The following is a 16,059-nucleotide window of genomic DNA, read 5'->3' as shown; positions in this document are numbered from 1 at the left end:
TATGCGGCCTACGCTGCCCCTCCGAGAGGGGCGCTTTCATCTTGGGGCGGCCCGGCGATGAAAATGGCTCCCCACGCTCCCCACTGCGTTGGGTCGCTGCCCCTCCGAGAGGGGCGCTTTTCATCTTGGGGCGGCCCGGCGATGAAAATGGCTCCCCACGCTCCCCACTGCGTTGGGTCGCTGCCCCTCCAAGAGGGGCGCTTTTCACCTTGGGGCGGCCCGGCGATGAAAAAGCCGCCCATGGGCCGTAGGCCATGGGCGGCTTGGATCTGGCGACTGGCGGAGATCAGCCCTGCGCGGCCACCAGGCGCTGCAGCTCGCCCGATTCGTACATCTCCATCATGATGTCGGAGCCGCCGATGAATTCGCCGCGCACATACAGCTGCGGGATCGTGGGCCACTGGCTGTAGTCCTTGATGCCCTGGCGGATTTCCGGATCTTCGAGCACGTTGACGGTGGCGATGTTCTTGGCGTCGACGCCGCAGGCCTTCAGGATCTGCACCGCGCGGCCGGAGAAGCCGCACTGAGGGAAGCTGGCATTGCCCTTCATGAACAGCAGGATGTCGTTGCCCTTGACCAGTTGGTCTATGCGTTGCTGGGTGTCGCTCATGGTGATGTGGGTGGCTTGATAAGGATGGACGATTATTTCACGACTGGCAAAACCCGGCTGCTAGGGCCAACATCCGCCGCTGACCCGCTCTATGCCCGCGAGGTCCTCGCGGCTTTGCACCTGCGCGAAGCCGCGGGCCGACAGCAGCGCGCGCACCGGCCCCGCCTGGTCCCAGCCGTGCTCGATCAGCAGCCAGCCGCCGTCCCTGAGGCAGGCCGGCGCGGCCTGCACGATGCGGCGGATGTCGTCTAGCCCATCGGCGCCGCTGGCCAGCGCCTGGCGCGGCTCGTGGCGCAGCGCGGCCAGGTGCGGGTCGTCTTCGCGGATGTAGGGCGGGTTGGTGACGATGGCGTCGAACCGGCCCACCAGCGCGGACAGCCAGTCGCTGCGCGCCAGGTGCAGCGGCAGCCGCAGCCGCTCGGCATTGGCCGCAGCCACGGCCAGCGCATCATCGCTGGCATCGACGGCCCAGACCTCGGCCTGCGGCCGCTGCTGCCGCAGGGCCAGCGCGATCGCGCCGCTGCCGGTGCCCAGGTCGGCGATGCGCAGCCCACGGCCGTCGCCGGGCAGCAGCTGCAGCGCCCAGTCGACCAGGGTCTCGGTGTCGGGGCGGGGGTCGAGCACACGGGCGTCGACCTGCAGCGCCAGGCCGTAGAACTCCTTGCGGCCGGTGAGGTAGGCCACCGGCTCGCCGGCCAGGCGGCGCTGGCATAGCGCCTCGAAATGCTGCCCTGCCGCAGCGCCCAGCGCATCGCCATCGTGCGTGAGCAGCCAGGCGCGGGCATCCAGCGGCTGGCCCAGCGCGTGCAGCAGCAGCAGCTGGGCATCGATGCGCGGCAGGCCCAGCGCCAGCGCTTGCTGCAAGGCCTGGGCGACGGTGGTGGTGCTCATGGTTTTATTGGTTGACTTCCAGCTCGGCCAGCTGCTCGGCCTCGCGCGCGGCCTGCAGCGCCTCCATCAGCTCTTGCAGATCACCGTCCATGATGAAGCCGAGCTTGTACAGCGTCAGGTTGATGCGGTGGTCGGTCATGCGGCCCTGCGGGAAGTTGTAGGTCCGGATGCGGTCGCTGCGGTCGCCGCTGCCGATCAGGCCCTTGCGCATCGCGGCCTCCTTGGCGGCGCGCTCGCTGCGCTCTTTCTCCTGCAGCCGCGCCTGCAGCACCTGCAGCGCCTTGGCCTTGTTGCTGTGCTGGCTGCGGCCGTCCTGGCATTCGGCGACGATGCCGGTGGGGATGTGCACCACGCGCACGGCCGAGTCGGTCTTGTTGATGTGCTGGCCGCCGGCGCCGCTGGCGCGAAAGGTGTCGATGCGCAGATCCGCCGGGTTCAGCGTGATGGCCTGGTGCTCGTCGGGCTCGGGCATCACCGCCACGGTGCAGGCGCTGGTGTGGATGCGGCCTTGCGTTTCGGTGGCGGGCACGCGCTGCACCCGGTGGCCGCCCGATTCGAAGCGCATGGCGCCGTAGATGCTGTCACCCTCGAAGCGCAGCACCACTTCCTTGTAGCCGCCGAGCTCGGACTCGTTGGCGCTCATGATCTCCACGCGCCAGCCCTGGCGCTCGGCATAGCGGGTGTACATGCGGGCGAGGTCGCCGGCGAACAGCGCCGATTCGTCGCCGCCGGTGCCGGCGCGGATTTCGACGAAGGCGTTGCGCGCATCGTCGGGGTCCTTGGGCAGCAGCATGCGCTGCAGCTGGTTTTCGAGCTGCTCCAGCTCGGCCTCGCCGCTGGTGATTTCCTCGCGGGCCATGTCGGCCATGTCGGGGTCGGCCAGCATCTCGCGGGCGGTGGCCACGTCGGCCTCGACCTGCCGGTGGCGCTGGTAGCGGCCGGCCACGGCCGACACGTCCACATGTTCGCGCGAGAGCAGGCGAAACTGCGCCATGTCGGCCATGATGTCTTCGCGCGAGAGCAGGAAATCCAGCTCTTTCAGGCGCTCGACATAGCGCTCCAGTTGCTGGCGGAGAAAATCTTTCATGGAAGGGAAACCGGTACGGGGGAAGAAAGGCCGGCGCGAGGTGCACCGAAGACGCTCCCGATATGAGAGCTTGCAGCGCAGGCTGTACCTACGCTAGAGGCTGTTCTTATTGTGCGAGCGCAAAAACAGGCGCGACACGACCTCGGCCGTCTGCGCGCGCGCGGCGGCGTCGCCCGAGTGCAGCTCGGCCATCGCGCCGTGCAGCATCTTCTGCGCCACGCCGCGCGACAGGGCGTCGAGCACCGCATCCAGGTCTTCGCCCTTGGCCAGGCGCTTCCTGGCGCGCTCGATCTCCTGCGCGCGCCAGGCGTCGGCCTGGGCGTTGATCTGGCGGATGAGCTGCACCGAGCCGCCTTCGGGGCGGCGCTGGTCCATCCAGTGCAGAAAGCTCTGCACGCCGGCATCGATGATGGTCTCGGCCTCGGCCACCGCCGCCTGGCGCGAGGCCTGGCCGCTTTGCACCACGCCGGCCAGGTCGTCCACGGTGTAGAGGTAGACGTCGCGCAGGCTCTGCACCTCGGGCTCGATGTCGCGCGGCACGGCCAGGTCGACCATGAAGATCGGGCGGTGCCTGCGCTTCTTGAGCGCGCTCTCGACCGCGCCCAGGCCGATGATGGGCAGGCTCGAGGCCGTGCAGCTGATGATGGCGTCGTACTCGTGCAGGTGCTCGGGCAGGTCGGCCAGGCGCATCACGCCGGCGCCAAAGCGGGCGGCGAGCTTCTCGCCGCGGTCGAGCGTGCGGTTGGCGATGGTGATGCGCTGCGGCTGGCGCGCGGCGAAGTGCGTGGTGCACAGCTCGATCATCTCGCCGGCGCCAACGAACAGCACCCGGATCTGCGACAGGTCTTCGAACAGCTGGCCCGCCAGCCGCACGGCGGCGGCGGCCATGCTGATGCTGCTGGTGCCGATCTCGGTGGCGCTGCGCACCTCCTTGGCGACCGAGAAGCTGCGCTGGAACAGCTGGTTCAGCGTGGTGCCCAGCGCGCCCGCTTCTTCGGCGGCGCGCACCGCGTTCTTCATCTGGCCGAGGATCTGCGCCTCGCCCAGCACCATCGAATCGAGCCCGCTGGCCACGCGGAAGGCATGGCGCGCCACCAGGCCGTCCTGCAGCGTGTAGGTATAAGTGCGCAGCGCATCCGCCGGCAGGTTGCCGCTGTGCGCCAGCCAGTGCAACGTGTGGTCCAGCGCCGGCACGCCCTCCATCGGGGCCGCGCAGTAGATCTCGGTGCGGTTGCAGGTGGAGAGGATGGCGGTTTCCACCTCGGCATGGCGGTGCGCACCCGACAGGCTGGTGCGCAGGCTGTGCAGCGTGGGCGCGATCTGGTCGAGCGCAAACGCAAAACGGCCCCGAATATCAAGCGGTGCCGTGTTGTGATTGATGCCGAGGGCCCAAACTGCCATAACCGGCGATTATAAAATCAATGCTCCAACCCAGTGCGTCGCGCAGGTAAGACAGCCCCATCTGCGGGCGCACACGCTTTTTGATCTGCATCATGCTTTCATGAATCCCTCGACCAGTCTGCTGCATCTGCTGAATTTCTGCGCCCCGGCCGCCGCGCTCAGCGTGCTGCTGGTGCTGGGCCGCTGGCTGTTCGCCCGCCGCGCGCCGGCGCTGCTGCCCTGGTACGGGCAGCTGGCGCTGCATTTCCTGGTGGGTGTGCTGGCCTTGTTCGCCGCGCTGCTGCTGTGGGGGCGCGACGGCACGCTGGCCGGCTACACGCTGCTGGTGGCGGCGCTGGCCACCAGCCAGTGGGCGGTGCTGCGCGGCTGGAAGGGCTAGGAGCGTGTTCAAAGTCTTTTCATAGTGCCCGCAAGGCAGCAAAAAGCCGCAATCTAGGCGCACGCCGCAGCTCATGCCCGGCGCCTGGGCAAGGTGGGCAACGACGAGTGCGGCTTTTTGCTGCCTTGCCCGAAGGGTTGCCGGGCATCATGAAAAGACTTTGAACACGCTCTAAGCTTCGAACTTGTCCGAATGCAGCCAGTTGCGCTGCGCGCCGAACACCAGGTTCGGGTAGGTGTCCTTGCCGCGGCTGCCGTTGTAGCGGCCCAGGGCCATGAAGAGATCGCCATTCTCGCGGTCGATGTAATGGCGCAGGATCACGCAGCCAAAGCGCAGGTTGGTCTGCATGTGAAACAGCTTCTCCGGGTCGCCATCGCCGATCGCGCGCGTCCAGAACGGCATCACCTGCATGTAGCCGCGCGCGCCCACCGGCGACACGGCGAACTTGCGGAAACCGCTTTCCACCTGGATCAGCCCGAGCACCAGCGATTCGTCGAGCCGGGCGCGGCGCGCCTCGTACCACACGGTCTGCAGGAAGTCGCGGCGCACCTCCCAGTCGGGCTTGCGCTGGCGCAGGCGGTCGCTCATCGAGCCCAGCCAGCGCAGGTAGCGGATCTTGGCTTCGGTGGAGACGAATACCGGCTCGGGCGGCGCGGCGCTGCCCACCGCGGCGCTGAGCGCGGTGCGCACCGAGTCGATCAGCGGCTCCTCCAGCTGGCCGCCGGCATGCGCCGCCTGGGGCGCGGCCAGCCAGGCGCCCGGCCCGGCCAGGGCGGACAGGAGGCAGGCGCGGCGCGACAGGCCGCCGCTGCGATGGCTTTTCCCCTCAGGACTCATCAGCGTTGGGTGCGTTGCAGTACAAAATCGAGCACGTCGGCCGCCGCCACCTTGGTGGCCTCGGTATCGCGGCGGTGCTGGTATTCGAGCTGGCCTTCCTTGAGGCCACGCTCGGACAGCACCACCCGGTGCGGCACGCCGATCAGCTCCCAGTCGGCAAACATGGCGCCGGGGCGCTCGCCGCGGTCGTCCAGTATCACATCCACGCCCGCGGCCGCCAAGTCGGCATGTAGCTTTTCGGCAGCGGCCCTGACCTCGGCGCTGCGGTCGAAGCCGATGGGGCAGACCACCACCGCGAACGGCGCGATCGCGTCGGGCCAGATGATGCCGCGCTCGTCATGGTTCTGCTCGATGGCCGCGGCCGGCAGGCGGGTCACGCCGATGCCGTAGCAGCCCATCTCGAAGAACTGGGGCTTGCCGTTTTCGTCGAGGAAGCTGGCGTTCATCGCCTGGGAATACTTGGTGCCCAGGTAGAAGACATGGCCGATCTCGATGCCGCGCTCGATCGCCAGCACGCCCAGGCCGTCGGGCGACAGGTCGCCGGCGACCACGTTGCGGATGTCGGCCACCACATCGGGCTCGGGCAGGTCGCGCCCGAAGTTGACGCCGGTCAGGTGGTAGTCGGCCTCGTTGGCGCCGCAGATCCAGTCGGCCATCGCCGCCACCTCGCGGTCCACCACGAGCTTGACCGGCTTTTGCAGGCCGATCGGGCCCAGGTAGCCCGGCTGGCAGCCGAAGTGCGCCTCGATCTCGGACACGGTGGCGAAGCGAAAGCCCGCCAGGCCATCGACCTTGCCGACCTTGATCTCGTTCATCTCATGGTCGCCGCGCAGCAGCAGCAGCCAGACCTGGGTCCGGGCGATCTCGCCGGCCTCGTTGGTGGCATCGGTCGCCAGCACCAGCGATTTCACCGTGCGCGCCAGCGGCAGGCCCAGCTGCGCGGCCACCGCTTCGCAGGTGCTGTTGCCGGGCGTGGCCACCTTGGCCATGGACTCGGCGGCGGCGGGGCGCGGCGTGCTGGGTGCCAGCGCCTCGGCCTTCTCGATATTGGCCGCGTAGTCGCTGCTCGGGCAGTAGACGATGGCGTCCTCGCCGGTAGCGGCGATCACCTGGAATTCCTCGCTCAGGTCGCCGCCAATGGCGCCGCTGTCCGCGCGCACCGCGCGGTACTGCAGGCCGAAGCGGTCGAAGATGCGCCGGTAGGCGGTGCGCATGGCCTGGTAGCTGGCCTGGGCGCCGTCCTTGTCCTTGTCGAAGGAGTAGGCGTCCTTCATGATGAATTCGCGCCCGCGCATCAGCCCGAAGCGCGGGCGGCGCTCATCGCGGAACTTGGTCTGGATCTGGTAGAGGTTCTTGGGCAGCTGCTTGTAGCTCTTGAATTCCTGGCGGCCGATGTCGGTCACCACCTCTTCGCTGGTGGGCTGGATCACGAAATCGCGCCCATGGCGATCCTGGATGCGCAGCAGCTCCGCCCCCATCTTGTCGAAGCGGCCCGTCTCCTGCCACAGCTCGGCGGGCTGCACCACCGGCATGCTCACCTCGATCGCGCCGGCGCGGTTCATTTCCTCGCGCACGATGGCCTCGACCTTCTGGATCACCCGCAGGCCCATCGGCATGTAGTTGTAGATGCCTGCGCCCAGCTTCTTGATCATGCCGGCGCGGGTCATCAGCTTGTGGCTGACGATTTCCGCATCCGCAGGCGCCTCTTTGAGGGTGGAAATCAGGAATTGGGATGCTTTCATATGTGTTAAGTAGTTGCCCGCGTGCCGGTGGCATCGGCGGCGGGCATAATGGACGCAGTTTAAAAAATTGGGGTTAGATTATGCTGGACAGAGAAGGCTTTCGGCCTAACGTCGGCATCATCCTGCTCAACCAGCGCAACCAGGTGTTCTGGGGCAAACGCATCCGCACCCACAGCTGGCAGTTTCCGCAGGGTGGTATCGACCGTGGAGAAACCCCTGAGCAGGCGATGTTTCGAGAGCTGCACGAAGAAGTGGGCTTGCGACCGGATCATGTACGTATTGTGGCCAGAACGCGGGATTGGCTGCGCTACGAGGTGCCCGAGCGCTACATCCGCCGCGATGCAAGAGGCTATTATCGCGGACAAAAGCAGATCTGGTACCTGCTGCAGCTGATGGGCAACGACTGGGACCTGAATCTGCGCGCCACCAACCACCCCGAATTCGATGCCTGGCGCTGGAACGACTACTGGGTACCGCTGGATGTGGTGGTGGAGTTCAAGCGCGGCGTCTACGAGCTGGCGCTGACCGAGCTGTCGCGCTTTTTGCCGCGCAACGAGCAGCGCAACCGCTACCTGCGCAGCGGCACCCGCCAGCGCGACCACGGCGAAGCCGCCCCGCGCCACGACATGCGCCGCCCGGGGCAGCCGCGCGGACTGGCCGCTGGCGAAGGCGGTGCCATGTCCTACCATTCGCCGCTGCGCACCATGCAGGAGATGGAGCTGCCGCCCGGCGCGAGCTTCGATCCGGACCCAGGCTCCGAACTCGGCCGCCATTGAATGCCAAAGCCCCCGGGATGCAGTCCCGGGGGCTTGGTTCCTTCAGGCCGCCGCGCCCATCAGCACCATGTTGTCGCGGTGCAGCATCTCTGGCTCGCCCATGTAGCCCAGCAGCTGCTCGAACTCGCCGGACGACTTGCGGCACAGGCGCCGGGCCTCGGCGCTGGAGTAGTTGGCCAGGCCGCGGGCGATCTCGCGCCCCGCCGCATTCTTGACCGCGATCACGTCGCCGCGCGAGAACTCGCCCTCGACGCTCACCATGCCGATGGGCAGCAGGCTCTTGCCCTCTTGCTGCAGCTTGCGGGCCGCGCCCTCGTCCACCGCCACCGCGCCGCGCAGCTGCAGGTGGTCCATCATCCACTGCTTGCGGGCCTGCTTCTTGGGCGTGTGGGCCATCAGCAGCGTGCCGATGGCCTCGCCCGCCACCAGGCGCAGCAGCACATCCTGCTCGCGCCCCCAGGCGATGGCGGTCGAGGCGCCCGAGCCCGCGGCCCGCTTGGCCGCCAGGATCTTGGTCAGCATGCCGCCCTTGCCGATGCCGGTGCCGGCGCCGCCGGCCATGGCCTCCAGCGCCAGGTCGCCCGCCTGGGCCTGGTGCACGAAACGGGCATCGGGGTCCTTGCGCGGATCGGCGGTGTACAGGCCCTTCTGGTCGGTCAGGATCACCAGCGCATCGGCCTCGACCAGGTTGGCCACCAGCGCGCCCAGCGTGTCGTTGTCGCCGAACTTGATCTCGTCGTTGACCACCGTGTCGTTCTCGTTGATCACCGGCAGCACGCCCAGGCGCAGCAGCGTGAGCAGCGTGACGCGGGCGTTCAGGTAGCGCTCGCGGTCGGCCAGGTCGGCATGGGTGAGCAGCACCTGGGCGCTGGCGAGGTTCTGCTCGCGCAGCTTGGTCTCGTACATCTGCACCAGGCCCATCTGGCCCACGGCCGCCGCGGCCTGCAGCTCGTGGATCTCCTGCGGGCGGCGCGCCCAGCCCAGGCGCTTCATGCCTTCGGCCACCGCGCCGCTGGAGACCATGATCACCTCGCGGCGCACGCCGTCCTTGCCATGGACCAGGGCCGCCAGCTGCCGGCTCCATTCGCCGATGGCCGCCTCGTCCAGGCCCTTGCCCTCGTTGGTGACCAGGCTGGAGCCCACCTTGATGACGATGCGACGTGCGTCGCGCAGAACATGCGATGTCATTTTTTGAATCAAATAGACTTCAAATGCTTTACTGGCAAGCGCCAGCAGCTATCAAAAAAATTCTCTCAGGCCGGTGGGGCAAAGCGCGGGTCGGCGGAGAAATCGGGCGCCTCCTCGTCCTTGAAGCGCGGATCGACCTCCACATAGCCCTGCTCTTGCAATTGCATCTTATGCACATGCTCGTAGATGGTGCGGATCAGCGGCTCGCAGCCCTCGCGGGTCAGCGCCGAGATCTCGAACACCGGGCCCTTCCACTTGAAGCGCTTGACGAAATCCTTGACCAGCGCGGCCCGCTCGTCCACGGCCACCATGTCCAGCTTGTTCAGCACCAGCCAGCGCGGCTTGTCGTACAGCTCGGCGTCGTATTTCTTGAGCTCGGCCACGATGGCCTTGGCCTGCGCGACCGGGTCGACATTCTCGTCGAAGGGCGCAACGTCCACGATGTGCAGCAGCAACCGGGTGCGCTGCAGGTGCCGCAGGAACTGGTGCCCCAGGCCCGCGCCTTCGGAGGCGCCCTCGATCAGGCCCGGGATGTCGGCGACCACGAAGCTTTGCTCCGGCCCCACGCGCACCACGCCCAGGTTGGGATGCAGCGTGGTGAAGGGGTAGTCCGCGATCTTGGGCCGGGCGTTGGAAACCGCCGAGATGAAGGTCGACTTGCCCGCATTGGGCATGCCGAGCAGGCCCACGTCGGCCAGCACCTTGAGCTCCAGCTTCAGGTTCTTGCGCTCGCCGGGCCAGCCGGGCGTTTTCTGGCGCGGCGCGCGGTTGATGGCGCTCTTGAAGCGCAGGTTGCCGAAGCCGCCGTCGCCGCCCTTGGCGATGGTCACCACCTCACCCGGCGTGAGCAGCTCGTACAGCACTTCGCCGGTCTCGGCATCGCTGATGATGGTGCCCACCGGCATCTTCAGCGTGATGTCGTCGCCCGCGGCGCCAAACATGTCCGAGCCCATGCCGTGCTCGCCGCGCTTGGCCTCGTGGCGGCGCGAGTAGCGATAGTCGACCAGTGTGTTCAGGTTCACATCGGCCACCGCGAAGACATGGCCTCCACGGCCGCCGTCGCCGCCGTTGGGGCCGCCGAATTCCTTGTACTTCTCGTGGCGGAAGGAGACGCACCCATTGCCACCGTCGCCTGCGGCAACATCGATAAAAGCCTCGTCAACGAATTTCATGGTTGCTATCTAGATTCAGCCCGGCCCGAGCGCATTGTCGCACCGGCGGCACATGCCGACAAAAAGCCAATAAAAACAACAAAGCCCCGCACGGGCGGGGCCTTGTGGATGAACCCGCGCAAACCGGGTTCACTGCTCGGGTGCCGTTCAGGCAGCCTTGGTGATGCTCACCGTGTGCTTGGACAGCGCACCCTTGGTGTCGAAGGACACGTGGCCGTCCACCAGAGCAAACAAGGTGTGATCCTTGCCCAGGCCCACGTTCACACCGGGGTGGAACTTGGTGCCGCGCTGGCGCACGATGATGGAACCCGCGCTGACCAGTTGGCCGCCGAATGCCTTCACGCCCAGCATCTTCGGCTTGGAGTCACGTCCGTTTCGCGTAGAGCCGCCGCCTTTTTTCTGTGCCATGAGATATAGCTCCTGTTAAGCAGCGATTGCACCGATTTGCAGTTCGGTGTACTGCTGACGATGACCTTGGCGCTTTTGGTAGTGCTTGCGACGGCGCATCTTGAAGATGCGGACCTTGTCGTGCTTGCCATGGGCCACGACCGTGACCGTGACCGTTGCGCCGGACACCAGGGGCGTGCCAACCTTGAGCTCTGCGCCGTTGCCGACTGCGAGCACCTGGTCGATCACGATTTCCTGGCCAACGTCCGCAGCAATCTGTTCTACCTTGATTTTTTCGCCGGAAGCAACGCGATACTGCTTGCCACCGGTTTTTATGACCGCGTACATATTGAGAACCTCGTGTATTCAGGAATACTTCTGCAAAAATTCTGCAGAGCCATCGATTCTACCACCGCTCCGGGATTGACGCAAGTCCTTGAAATCCAAGCGTGCACCAGCCGCGCAGGGCCGGGCTTTCGCCGCCGCGCTTGCCGTGCGGCCTGGAGCGGTTTCCTATAATGGCGTGTTACGTTGATACACAGAGTGCCCCGTCTTGTCCAACTCCCCCGCCCCTCACGCCGCCAACCCGCTGACTCTCATCGCCGACGACATGCGCCAGGTCGATGCACTGATCGCGCAGCGGCTGAGCTCCTCGGTGCCGCTGATCGGTGAAATCTCCCACTACATCATCGCGGCCGGCGGCAAGCGGCTGCGGCCCTCGCTGCTGCTGCTGGTGTGCGGGGCGCTGGGCTACCAGGGCGCGCAGCGCTTCAACCTGGCGGCGGTGGTCGAGTTCATCCACACCGCCACGCTGCTGCACGACGACGTGGTGGACGAATCGACGCTGCGCCGCGGCCGCCCCACGGCCAACGAGAGCTTCGGCAACGCGGCCAGCGTGCTGGTGGGCGACTTCCTGTACTCGCGCGCCTTCCAGATGATGGTGGACGCGGGCAGCATGAAGGTGATGCAGATCCTGTCGGAGGCCACCAACGTGATCGCCGAAGGCGAGGTGCAGCAGCTGATCAACACCCACAACATCGAGCTGGACGAGGCCGGCTACCTGGCGGTGATCCGCTCCAAGACCGCCAAGCTGTTCGAGGCCAGCGCGCGCCTGGGCGCGGTGCTGGCGGACGCGCCCCCGCAGATCGAGCAGGCCTGCGCCTGCTACGGCCAGGCGCTGGGCACCGCCTTCCAGGTGATCGACGATGTGCTGGACTATGCCGGCGACACCGAGCTGATGGGCAAGAACCTGGGCGACGACCTGCGCGAGGGCAAGGTCACGCTGCCGCTGATCGTCGCGATGCGCCGTGCCGCGCCCGAGCACAAGGCGATGATCGCGGCCGCCATCACCGAGGGCGAGACGCCGCACATGGATGAGATCATCCGCGTGGTGCGCGACAGCGGCGCGCTGGACGCCACCCGCGACGCGGCGGCGGCCCAGGCCCAGGAAGCCATGCAGGCGCTGCAGGCGCTGGCCGACAACCCCTACACCCAGGCGCTGCGCGCGCTGGCCTCGCAGCTGCTGTCGCGCTCGGCCTGAGCCCGCGGCCGCGGTCGGCCCCCTCTAGCAGGGGCAGCGACCCAACGCAGTGGGAAGCGTGGGGTGCCATTTTTCACCGCCGGGCCGCCCCAAGGTGAAAAAGCCCCCCTCTCGGAGGGGCAGCGACCCAACGCAGTGGGGAGCGTGGGGAGCCATTTCCCCAGCCCCGGCTACCATTGGCGCCATGACCGAGCCCGAGTTCCCCCCCGCCGCGACCGCAGCTGCCCTGCCCGGCATCGCGCGGGCGCTGGTGGGCAGCAACCAGCTGCCGCAGGCCCTGGCCGAGGCCATCTACGCCAAAAGCCGCCAGCGCCGCAGCAGCTTCATCGCCGAGTTGGCCAATGCGGACGCGGTGCCGGCCCGCGAGGTCGCGCGGATCGTCTCCTCGGCCTTCGGCGTGCCGATGGTCGACCTGGACCGCATCGACCTGCAGCGCCTGCCCGCCGGGCTGCTGGATGGCAGGCTGCAGCAGGCCCACAAGGTCATCGCGCTGGCCAGGCGCGGCGAGCGCCTGGTGGTGGCCACCGCCGACCCCACCGACCAGGCGGCCGCCGAGCAGATCAAGTTCTCCACCCAGCTGGGCGTGGACTGGGTGGTGGCCGAGCACGACAAGCTCGCCAGGGCGCTGGCGGCCATGGGCGCCTTGGCCGGCGATAGCCTCGATGCCGGCGGCGGCGAGATCGATTTCGGACTGCCCGACGACAGCGCCGAGCCACCGGCCGGCGACGAGGCCGGCGCCGCGCAAGACGCCCCCATCGTGCGCTTCGTGCACCGGCTGCTGGTGGATGCGTTCGAGATGCGCGCATCCGACCTGCACTTCGAGCCCTTCGAGAGCAGCTACCGCATCCGCTTTCGCATCGATGGCGAGCTGCGCGAGATCGCCGCGCCGCCAGTCGCCATCAAGGACCGGCTGGCCTCGCGCATCAAGGTGATATCGCGCCTGGACATCGCGGAAAAGCGCGTGCCGCAGGACGGCCGCATGAAGCTCAAGCTGGGGCCCGGGCGGGTCATAGACTTTCGCGTCAGCACGCTGCCCACGCGGTTCGGCGAGAAGATCGTGATCCGCATCCTCGACCCCGGCAGCGCCCGCATGGGCATAGACGCGCTGGGCTACGAGGTCGAGGAAAAGGCGCGCCTGCTCAGCGCCATCCGCCGCCCCCACGGCATGATCCTGATGACCGGCCCCACCGGCTCGGGCAAGACCGTGTCGCTCTACACCTGCCTGAACCTGCTCAACAGCCCCGGGGTCAACATCGCCACGGTGGAAGACCCGTCGGAGATCGACCTGCTCGGCGTGAACCAGGTGAACGTGAACGAGAAGGCCGGCCTGAGCTTTGCCGTGGCGCTGCGCGCCTTTTTGCGCCAGGACCCGGACATCATCATGGTGGGCGAGATCCGCGACCAGGAGACCGCCGACATCGCCCTCAAGGCCGCGCAGACCGGCCACCTGGTGCTGTCCACGCTGCACACCAACGATGCGCCAGCCACGCTCACCCGGCTGCGCAACATGGGCATCGCGCCCTTCAACATCGCCTCCAGCGTGATCCTGATCACCGCGCAGCGGCTGGTGCGGCGGCTGTGCCCGGCCTGCAAGCGCGCAGCCGGCATTCCGCGCTCGGCCCTGCTGGAGGCGGGCTTTCGCGCCGCCGAGCTGGACGGCAGCTGGACGCCCTTCGAGGCCGTGGGCTGTGGCCAATGCAACAATGGCTACCTGGGCCGCATCGGCATCTACCAGGTCATGCCGGTGTCGGGCGAGATCCAGCGCATCATCCTGCGCGAGGGCTCGGCCCGCGAAATCGCCGCGCAGGCCGAGGCCGAAGGCGTGCGCCCGCTGCGCGCCTCGGGCCTGTGCAAGGTGCGCGCGGGGCTGACCTCGCTCGAAGAAGTGCTCGCGGCCACCAGCGAATAATCACGGGAGAGGGATATGGCAACGGCAACGACAGCGGGAGCATCGGCCCGCAGGAAACCCGGCGAATCCAGGCACGAATCCATTTACGAATGGGAGGGCAAGGACCGCCAGGGCCGGCTCGTGCGCGGCGAGATGCGGGCCGGCGGCGAGCACCAGGTGATCGCCGCGCTGCGGCGCCAGGGCGTGCTGCCGTCGAAAGTCAGAAGGCACAGGCTGCGCTCGGGCGCGAAAATCAAGCCCAGGGACATCGCGCTGTTCACCCGCCAGCTCGCTGCCATGCTCAAGGCCGGGGTGCCGCTGCTGCAGGCCTTCGACATCGTGGGCCGGGGCAGCCGCCATCGCGGCGTCGCCCGGCTGCTGCAGCAGCTGCGCACCGACATCGAGGCCGGCGCCGCGCTCAGCGCCGCCTTTGGCCGCCACCCGGCGCACTTCAGCGCGCTGTACTGCAACCTGGTGGCGGCCGCCGAGGCCGCCGGCATCCTGGACGACATGCTCGAGCGCCTGGCCACCTATCTGGAGCAGAGCGAGGCCATCAAGCGCCGGGTCCGCTCGGCGCTGGTGTACCCGGCCGCAGTGCTCGCCGTGGCCGTGGTGGTGCTGGCCGTCATCATGGTCTGGGTGATACCGATGTTCAAGCAAGTGTTCAGCGCCTTCGGCGCCGAGCTGCCGGCGCCCACGCTCATCGTCATGGGCATCAGCGATTTCTTCGTGCGCTGGTGGCTGCCGCTCTTTGCCGTGGCGTTCGGCAGCCTGCACCTGCTCTTGCGGGCCTGCAGGCGCAGCCGCCGGGCGCAGCGCCTCAGGGACCGGCTGCTGCTGCGCATGCCGGTCTTCGGCCCGCTGGTGGAGCGGGCCTGCGTGGCGCGCTGGACGCGCACGCTGTCGACCATGTGCGCCGCCGGCGTGCCGCTGGTGGAAGCGCTGGCGCCGGTGGGCGGCGCCTCGGGCAGCGCGGTGTTTGCCGAGGCCAGCGCCAGGATCCGGCAGGAAGTCGCCGGCGGCAGCAGCCTCAACGCGGCCATGGCCCACGCCCGGGTGTTCCCGTCGATGGTGGTGCAGATGTGCGCGGTCGGCGAGGAGTCCGGCTGCGTCGACCAGATGCTGGGCAAGGCGGCCGACTTCTACGAGGCCGAGGTGGACGAGGCGGTGGCCCGGCTGTCGGGCCTGCTGGAGCCTATCATCATCGTCTTTCTGGGTACCTTGATCGGCGGCATCGTCATCTCGATGTACCTGCCCATCTTCAAGCTCGGTCAGGTGGTGTGATGCTCGAAATATTGAACCTGGCGCCGGTGGCGCTGGCGGTGGTGGCCGGCCTGGTGATCGGCAGCTTTCTGAACGTGGTGATCCACCGCCTGCCCCTGATGCTGGAGCGGCAGTGGCAGCGCGATGCCAGGGCCACGCTCCAAGGGGACGGTGCTGGCGCTGACCATGGCGATGGCGCCGAGGCGCCCGCCTTCAACCTGTGCACGCCGCCCTCGCACTGCCCGCACTGCGCGCAGCGCATCCGCTGGTGGCAGAACATTCCGCTGCTGAGCTATGCGCTGCTGGGCGGCAAATGCAGCCACTGCAAGGCCGGCATAGGCCTGCGCTACCCGCTGGTGGAGCTGGCCACCGGCGCACTGTTCGGCTGGTGCGTGCACCGCTTCGGCATCAGCGCCCAGGCGGGCGCCTGGTGCCTGTTCTCGGCGCTGCTGCTGGCGCTGGCGCTGATCGACTGGGACACCACGCTGCTGCCCGACGACCTCAGCTACCCGCTGCTGTGGGCCGGCCTGCTGGCCAGCAGCTTCGGCTGGACGGGCAGCTCTCTGCGCGATGCGGTGCTGGGCGCGGCGGCCGGCTACCTGGCGCTGTGGAGCATCTACTGGATCTTCAAGCTGCTGACCGGCAAGGAAGGCATGGGCTATGGCGACTTCAAGCTGCTCGCCGCGCTGGGCGCCTGGTTCGGCTGGCAGGCGCTGCTGCCGATCACGCTGGTCTCTTCGGTGGCCGGCGCGCTCATCGGCATTGCGCTCAAGCTCTCGTCGCGGCTGCGCGCCGACGGCTATGTGCCCTTCGGCCCCTTCCTGGCGCTGGGCGGCTTTCTGGTGATGTTGCTCGGAAGCTCGCTCGTCGATAGACTGCTGCATCCATGACAGCGACC

Annotated in this window: 16 protein-coding genes; 6 read left to right on the top strand and 10 right to left on the bottom strand. The window is 67.8% G+C overall.

Going from position 1 to position 16,059, the window contains the following annotated elements:
* Positions 1-286: 286 nt before the first annotated feature.
* The 4 genes from grxD to hemA form a co-directional block, all read right to left on the bottom strand.
* On the bottom strand, positions 287-610 hold the full coding sequence (gene grxD, locus ACODRX_RS17830; RefSeq protein WP_488872875.1) for a Grx4 family monothiol glutaredoxin: 324 nt from the start codon (positions 608-610) through the stop codon (positions 287-289).
* Positions 611-670: 60 nt separating this feature from the next.
* Positions 671-1,501, bottom strand: a complete 831-nt coding sequence (gene prmC / locus ACODRX_RS17825; protein WP_488872874.1) for a peptide chain release factor N(5)-glutamine methyltransferase — start codon at positions 1,499-1,501, stop codon at positions 671-673.
* Positions 1,502-1,505: 4 nt separating this feature from the next.
* Positions 1,506-2,588 carry a peptide chain release factor 1 gene (prfA, locus tag ACODRX_RS17820; protein ID WP_488872873.1) on the bottom strand — a complete coding sequence of 361 codons (1,083 nt, stop codon included), beginning with the start codon at positions 2,586-2,588 and terminating at the stop codon, positions 1,506-1,508.
* A 93-nt stretch (positions 2,589-2,681) separates the two neighbouring features.
* Positions 2,682-3,989 carry a glutamyl-tRNA reductase gene (hemA, locus tag ACODRX_RS17815; protein WP_488872872.1) on the bottom strand — a complete coding sequence of 436 codons (1,308 nt, stop codon included), beginning with the start codon at positions 3,987-3,989 and terminating at the stop codon, positions 2,682-2,684.
* A 100-nt stretch (positions 3,990-4,089) separates the two neighbouring features.
* Here hemA and ACODRX_RS17810 point away from each other — a divergent pair, with 100 nt between their 5' ends.
* Complete coding sequence (locus tag ACODRX_RS17810) at positions 4,090-4,368, top strand: hypothetical protein (protein ID WP_488872871.1); 279 nt, start codon at positions 4,090-4,092, stop codon at positions 4,366-4,368.
* A 171-nt stretch (positions 4,369-4,539) separates the two neighbouring features.
* Here ACODRX_RS17810 and ACODRX_RS17805 read toward each other — a convergent pair whose 3' ends face one another.
* Both ACODRX_RS17805 and ACODRX_RS17800 read right to left on the bottom strand, forming a co-directional pair.
* Entirely contained in the window at positions 4,540-5,205 is a 666-nt protein-coding gene (locus ACODRX_RS17805) for a lytic transglycosylase domain-containing protein (protein ID WP_488872870.1), read from the bottom strand.
* A complete protein-coding gene (locus tag ACODRX_RS17800) occupies positions 5,205-6,947 on the bottom strand; it encodes a proline--tRNA ligase (RefSeq protein ID WP_488872869.1) in 1,743 nt (580 codons plus the stop codon). The genes ACODRX_RS17805 and ACODRX_RS17800 overlap by 1 nt, the downstream gene beginning before the upstream one ends.
* A gap of 80 nt (positions 6,948-7,027) precedes the next feature.
* Here ACODRX_RS17800 and ACODRX_RS17795 point away from each other — a divergent pair, with 80 nt between their 5' ends.
* Complete coding sequence (locus ACODRX_RS17795; RefSeq protein WP_488872868.1) at positions 7,028-7,723, top strand: RNA pyrophosphohydrolase; 696 nt, start codon at positions 7,028-7,030, stop codon at positions 7,721-7,723.
* A 42-nt stretch (positions 7,724-7,765) separates the two neighbouring features.
* Here ACODRX_RS17795 and proB read toward each other — a convergent pair whose 3' ends face one another.
* From proB to rplU, 4 genes are all read right to left on the bottom strand, one after another.
* Positions 7,766-8,911, bottom strand: coding sequence for a glutamate 5-kinase (gene proB, locus ACODRX_RS17790; RefSeq protein ID WP_488872867.1), 1,146 nt, complete (start codon positions 8,909-8,911; stop codon positions 7,766-7,768).
* Positions 8,912-8,976: 65 nt separating this feature from the next.
* Positions 8,977-10,083 carry an Obg family GTPase CgtA gene (cgtA, locus tag ACODRX_RS17785; RefSeq protein WP_488872866.1) on the bottom strand — a complete coding sequence of 369 codons (1,107 nt, stop codon included), beginning with the start codon at positions 10,081-10,083 and terminating at the stop codon, positions 8,977-8,979.
* Positions 10,084-10,230: 147 nt separating this feature from the next.
* The gene (rpmA, locus tag ACODRX_RS17780) at positions 10,231-10,491 is read right to left on the bottom strand and encodes a 50S ribosomal protein L27 (protein ID WP_488872865.1); all 261 of its coding nucleotides are present in this window, start codon (positions 10,489-10,491) and stop codon (positions 10,231-10,233) included.
* Between the two features lie 15 nt (positions 10,492-10,506).
* Positions 10,507-10,818, bottom strand: coding sequence for a 50S ribosomal protein L21 (gene rplU, locus ACODRX_RS17775; RefSeq protein WP_460480332.1), 312 nt, complete (start codon positions 10,816-10,818; stop codon positions 10,507-10,509).
* A gap of 262 nt (positions 10,819-11,080) precedes the next feature.
* On the opposite strand from rplU, the gene ACODRX_RS17770 reads away from it, so the two are divergent.
* The 4 genes from ACODRX_RS17770 to ACODRX_RS17755 all read left to right on the top strand — a co-directional run bounded on the left by ACODRX_RS17770 (position 11,081) and on the right by ACODRX_RS17755 (position 16,051).
* The gene (locus ACODRX_RS17770; protein ID WP_488872902.1) at positions 11,081-12,010 is read left to right on the top strand and encodes a polyprenyl synthetase family protein; all 930 of its coding nucleotides are present in this window, start codon (positions 11,081-11,083) and stop codon (positions 12,008-12,010) included.
* A gap of 184 nt (positions 12,011-12,194) precedes the next feature.
* The gene (gene pilB, locus ACODRX_RS17765) at positions 12,195-13,919 is read left to right on the top strand and encodes a type IV-A pilus assembly ATPase PilB (protein ID WP_488872864.1); all 1,725 of its coding nucleotides are present in this window, start codon (positions 12,195-12,197) and stop codon (positions 13,917-13,919) included.
* 15 nt (positions 13,920-13,934) lie between these two features.
* Positions 13,935-15,182 carry a type II secretion system F family protein gene (locus ACODRX_RS17760; RefSeq protein WP_488872863.1) on the top strand — a complete coding sequence of 416 codons (1,248 nt, stop codon included), beginning with the start codon at positions 13,935-13,937 and terminating at the stop codon, positions 15,180-15,182.
* Positions 15,182-16,051, top strand: coding sequence for a prepilin peptidase (locus ACODRX_RS17755; protein ID WP_488872862.1), 870 nt, complete (start codon positions 15,182-15,184; stop codon positions 16,049-16,051). The genes ACODRX_RS17760 and ACODRX_RS17755 overlap by 1 nt, the downstream gene beginning before the upstream one ends.
* The last annotated feature ends 8 nt before the right edge of the window (positions 16,052-16,059 follow it).

Source organism: Comamonas sp. FG99 (assembly GCF_057808605.1).
The sequence above is the reverse complement of the archived record's forward strand: the minus strand, read 5'-3'. Positions and strand labels throughout refer to the sequence as shown.

What these genes read in the sequence shown, in the direction of transcription:
- grxD (WP_488872875.1), bottom strand. Translation starts at nt 610, where the DNA reads ATGAGCGACACCCAGCAACGCATAGACCAACTGGTCAAGGGCAACGAC.
- prmC (WP_488872874.1), bottom strand. Translation starts at nt 1,501, where the DNA reads ATGAGCACCACCACCGTCGCCCAGGCCTTGCAGCAAGCGCTGGCGCTG.
- prfA (WP_488872873.1), bottom strand. Translation starts at nt 2,588, where the DNA reads ATGAAAGATTTTCTCCGCCAGCAACTGGAGCGCTATGTCGAGCGCCTG.
- hemA (WP_488872872.1), bottom strand. Translation starts at nt 3,989, where the DNA reads ATGGCAGTTTGGGCCCTCGGCATCAATCACAACACGGCACCGCTTGAT.
- ACODRX_RS17810 (WP_488872871.1), top strand. Translation starts at nt 4,090, where the DNA reads ATGAATCCCTCGACCAGTCTGCTGCATCTGCTGAATTTCTGCGCCCCG.
- ACODRX_RS17805 (WP_488872870.1), bottom strand. Translation starts at nt 5,205, where the DNA reads ATGAGTCCTGAGGGGAAAAGCCATCGCAGCGGCGGCCTGTCGCGCCGC.
- ACODRX_RS17800 (WP_488872869.1), bottom strand. Translation starts at nt 6,947, where the DNA reads ATGAAAGCATCCCAATTCCTGATTTCCACCCTCAAAGAGGCGCCTGCG.
- ACODRX_RS17795 (WP_488872868.1), top strand. Translation starts at nt 7,028, where the DNA reads ATGCTGGACAGAGAAGGCTTTCGGCCTAACGTCGGCATCATCCTGCTC.
- proB (WP_488872867.1), bottom strand. Translation starts at nt 8,911, where the DNA reads ATGACATCGCATGTTCTGCGCGACGCACGTCGCATCGTCATCAAGGTG.
- cgtA (WP_488872866.1), bottom strand. Translation starts at nt 10,083, where the DNA reads ATGAAATTCGTTGACGAGGCTTTTATCGATGTTGCCGCAGGCGACGGT.
- rpmA (WP_488872865.1), bottom strand. Translation starts at nt 10,491, where the DNA reads ATGGCACAGAAAAAAGGCGGCGGCTCTACGCGAAACGGACGTGACTCC.
- rplU (WP_460480332.1), bottom strand. Translation starts at nt 10,818, where the DNA reads ATGTACGCGGTCATAAAAACCGGTGGCAAGCAGTATCGCGTTGCTTCC.
- ACODRX_RS17770 (WP_488872902.1), top strand. Translation starts at nt 11,081, where the DNA reads ATGCGCCAGGTCGATGCACTGATCGCGCAGCGGCTGAGCTCCTCGGTG.
- pilB (WP_488872864.1), top strand. Translation starts at nt 12,195, where the DNA reads ATGACCGAGCCCGAGTTCCCCCCCGCCGCGACCGCAGCTGCCCTGCCC.
- ACODRX_RS17760 (WP_488872863.1), top strand. Translation starts at nt 13,935, where the DNA reads ATGGCAACGGCAACGACAGCGGGAGCATCGGCCCGCAGGAAACCCGGC.
- ACODRX_RS17755 (WP_488872862.1), top strand. Translation starts at nt 15,182, where the DNA reads ATGCTCGAAATATTGAACCTGGCGCCGGTGGCGCTGGCGGTGGTGGCC.